Raw genomic sequence first — 3,901 nt, forward strand, 5'->3', positions numbered from 1 at the left:
AGGAACACGAAGCCGGGAGTCTGAATCCCCTCTACCAGGGCGTTGGGGCGCCGCCCTGGACGGCCGTCGCCGCGGCAGTAGGTACTCTGCTCTTCCTGTGGTTCGCCTTTATCCTGCTGCTCTCGCTCCTGCTCTACGGCGTCGCTATCATCTTCTCTCGACAGTGGGCGCGTCACGAACGCTTGGCATACCCCGTGGTACAGCTTCCGCTGTCGCTCGTCGAATCGGGCCGCAAGCTTATCGCCTCCCGGCTGTTGTGGATCGGCATCCTGCTTCCCGTCGCACTCCACGGCCTCAACGGCGCGACGCGCCTCTTCCCGCAGCTCCCGCCCCTGAAGATCGTCCACTACGCCGACTACCTGACTGCGGCGCGGCCGTGGACCTCCGCTTGGCCCATCATCTTCGCGCTCAACCTCTACGTCATCGGCATCGGGTTCTTCGTTCCCACCGACGTCCTCTTCAGCGCGTGGTTCTTCGTCTGGCTGTGGAAGGCCGCCCTCGTGGTGACCAATATGCTGGGCTTTGGCGACCCGAACATCTACCAGGGAGCGCCGTACGTGACCGAGAACACCTACGGCAGCTACCTCGCCCTCGCGCTCTACGTGCCCTGGATAGGCCGCATGCACCTGCGCAATGTCCTGCGCTCGGCGAGGTTCGGCTCGCTCGACGAGCCGGGCAGGAAGCTGGTGTGGCTGATAGCAGGCGGCGGCGTGCTCGCGGCCCTGTTTGTGCGCTTCTTGGTGGGGCTCTCCTGGTGGGCGGCAGCGCTGTTCGTGATGCTCTTCCTCGCGTTCTCTTTGGGCCTGGCCCGCCTGCGCGCGCAGGCCGCCCCGCCCGACCCCGGCCTTACCATCGGCCAGGGCGACGCCGCGATGAAGGTCGCGCTCGGCCCGCATTTCCTGGATCAGCGCAGCATCGTCGGCCTCTCCTTGTACCTCAACAGCTTCACCCGGTGGGGCCAGCGCAACCCCATCGGCGCCATGACCGACGGCCTGCGTCTGCGGGCGGACGGCGCCGGCGGATGGCGCTGGGTGATCCCGCTCGCCCTGCTCGTCGCGATTCCGAGCGGGCTCCTTATCACTCTCTCCCTCTACTTTCGCTACGGCCTCGGCGCCCAGGCGTACTACTGGCAAGGCGCCTCCGGCGATTGGATGATGGACGATGCCCGCGCGCTGCTGACGTCCTCCGAGCGCTGGCGGCCGGGGCCCGCGGTTGGAATCGCGAGCGGGTTCCTCATTACCTGCGCCCTCGCGTTGCTGCGGTCCCGTTTCCCGTCCTTCCCGCTCCACTACGTCGGATTCACGATCACCGCCGGCTACGGCATGCACCATATGTGGTTCTCGGTCTTCCTGGTGTGGGCGATCAAGGCGAGCCTGCTGCGGTGGGGCGGACTGCGCGCCTACCGAGCGGCGTTCCCGTTCTTCGCCGGGCTGCTCATCGGCGAGTGCGTGATGCAGGCGGCATGGTCGGGGATCAACGCGGGGCTCGGGACGAAGTCCTATACCTGCACGGAATGACGTGCCCGGCATTGATGTGTCGCTCGCCGACCACGCCGGCGATCAACGAGCGCCAGGCGGCGACCTCTAACCCGCGTGCGACTCGGGCTCATCCACCAGCCCCGGCAGCCGCGGTGCCTGCGCGACCACCTTCTCCACCGCCTCGATGTACTGCTCCAACAGGCCGGGCTCCGGTTGCGTGAACGCGGGCAGCCAGAACACGCTCGCGGCGACTCGCTCGCTCACGGGAAGCGAACCGGGGGCAGTTGACTTGCGGTTGTCGCCTCCCGGGCTTCCCCAGGGCCCGCCGAGCCCTTGGAAGGGGAACTCGTTGAAGGCCGGTTCGAGGTGCATGCGCCCGTAGCCGAACGGGGTGATAGTGGGCGCGGTGCTCACGCCCTCGGCTTGCAGAGCGGTGAGGAACGCGAACAGCGACGCTCCGGCCGCCTCGGCGTCGTACGTCGCGGTGTACGCAAGCAGCCCGCCGCGCTGCGCCTTCGGCAGCACTGCTACGGGTCGAATCACCGCGATCTTGCCGAGCCCCTCGTCGAGCACCGCGAAACACTGCCGCCGCTTCTCGTTCAGCTCAGGCAGCCGTTTCAACTGCACGTTCGCCATCGCACACGCCAGGGGATGAGCGCGGTACTTGATGCCGAGGCCGATATTGTGCAGGTCGCGGTACTTGTCGGTGACGAGATCCTTTGAGATTCGCCCGTAGTGCCCGAGGATCAGGATCCGCTCGTACAACTCGGTGTCGTTCGTCGTGATGATGCCGGCCTCACCGCCGGTGACGGGCTTGCTGCCCTGGAGACTGAAGCATCCGATGTGGCCGATCGAGCCGACCTGCTTGCCGTCATACGTTCCACCGTGAGCGTGAGAGGCGTCTTCGATCACGATCAGCTTGTGCTCGTCCGCAATGTCCATGATGGCATCCATCTCGGCGATGTTGCCATAGACGTGGGTGATCGCAATCGCCTTCGTCTGCGCGGTGATCTTGCGCTCGATATCTGCGGGGTCGGCGGTGTGCGTCCGCGGATCAATGTCGCAGAACACCGGCGTGCCGCCGCAGTGCAGGATGGGCGAGATGCTCGCGTGCCAGGTGTACGACGGCACAATGACCTCGTCGCCAAACCCGACGCCCGCAGCGAAGAAAGCCGAATGCAGGCACGAGGTGCCGTTGCATTGTGCGAGCGCGTATCTCGTGCCGACCATCTCCGCGAAGCTGCGCTCTAGTTCGCCGATCACCCCGGAACCGTCACCGATCGAGATCTGGCCCTTGCGCATCACGTCCACTACCGCGTCAATCTCCGCCTCGGTGATCTGCGGATAGTGATCGGCGTTGGGCAGCGTGACCGCTTTCGATCCGCCTTCCAGCGCCAGTTGATCGGTCTTGCTCATTGTACGCTCTCCTCGTCGGACCTCAGACACGACGCCTCACAGCAGCAGGCACGCCTCCGCCGCCAACCAGAACAGCTTCTCGCGCACCGACGCCCGGCCGTGCCAATCTCTGTGATCCCAATCGATGCCGCTGACATCATCGCCTCCGTAGAGCATCTGCCCGAGTGTCACTCCGCGGAACTGGGCAACCGCGAACAGCGCCGCCGCCTCCATTTCGACTGTTAGACAGCCCTCCGATTTGCGGAGCTTCACCTTCTCCGGCGTCTCGCGGTAGAACGCATCGGTGGTCCATGTCTTGCCGAGGACATAGGCGCAGTGGTGCGCCTTGAGAACCGTCTCGATCGCAGCAATTGCCTTCGAACTGGCTTCGACCTCGCGACTCGGCGGCAGATAGTGGTACGACGTGCCCTCGTCCCGGACCCCCGACGTCGCCACAACAACATGCCCAACCGCAATCTCGCGGTCGAGCACCCCTGCGCCGCCGCACGCGATGAACTTGCGACATCCAAGCGCGATCGGATACTCGAACAATGCCGCCGCCATGGACGCGCCGACGCCCGGGTGAAACACCGCCAGCCGCCGGCCCTCAACCGCGATCTCGTACAGCGGGTGCTCCGCGTACTCCGACCGGTCGCGCGCTATTTCTCGCGCGCCGTGCTCATCGCGCAAGCCTCCGATGACCTCCTGAAAGAAGCAGATGACGCAGTGTTCGGGGACATCCATCGGCGCGATGAGGCGACTCGGCTCGATCACCGCGTCGCGCGTTGCGTCAAACTCAAGTATCGGGTATCGCCGTCGGCGCATCTCGATCCTCTTGCAGCGATCGTCAGTCGGTGGGCATTGTCGCTATCGCGCGCAAGTACTGGATGCTTGTGGCGCGCAGGTCGTCGGCGGTTGGCTGCACGACCGAGCCGTCCGGCCGGACGCGGAAGTTCCAGTTGATCTCCAACATGCCGCAGTGCGTCCCGAACTTGTCGCGGACGTGGGGCTCGAGCCGGAACAGGCCG

At 65.6% G+C, this 3,901-nt stretch carries 4 protein-coding genes; 1 reads left to right on the forward strand and 3 read right to left on the reverse strand.

Going from position 1 to position 3,901, the window contains the following annotated elements; translation table 11 throughout:
• A partial coding sequence (locus JSV65_08520; protein ID UCH36383.1) for a hypothetical protein occupies positions 1-1,517 on the forward strand: 1,517 nt, incomplete at its 5' end.
• Between the two features lie 66 nt (positions 1,518-1,583).
• Here the strand turns inward: JSV65_08520 and JSV65_08525 are convergent.
• The 3 genes from JSV65_08525 to JSV65_08535 form a co-directional block, all read right to left on the reverse strand.
• Entirely contained in the window at positions 1,584-2,894 is a 1,311-nt protein-coding gene (locus JSV65_08525) for a DegT/DnrJ/EryC1/StrS family aminotransferase (protein UCH36384.1), read from the reverse strand.
• 36 nt (positions 2,895-2,930) lie between these two features.
• On the reverse strand, positions 2,931-3,698 hold the full coding sequence (locus JSV65_08530; protein ID UCH36385.1) for a nucleoside phosphorylase: 768 nt from the start codon (positions 3,696-3,698) through the stop codon (positions 2,931-2,933).
• Positions 3,699-3,720: 22 nt separating this feature from the next.
• On the reverse strand, positions 3,721-3,901 hold a 181-nt coding region (locus tag JSV65_08535; protein ID UCH36386.1), incomplete at its 5' end, for a hypothetical protein.

Source organism: Armatimonadota bacterium (assembly GCA_020354555.1).
Lineage (GTDB): Bacteria > Armatimonadota > Hebobacteria.

Excerpts from the sequence above, each read along its gene's own strand:
- JSV65_08525 (UCH36384.1), bottom strand. The coding sequence starts at position 2,894 with ATGAGCAAGACCGATCAACTGGCGCTGGAAGGCGGATCGAAAGCGGTC.
- JSV65_08530 (UCH36385.1), bottom strand. The coding sequence starts at position 3,698 with ATGCGCCGACGGCGATACCCGATACTTGAGTTTGACGCAACGCGCGAC.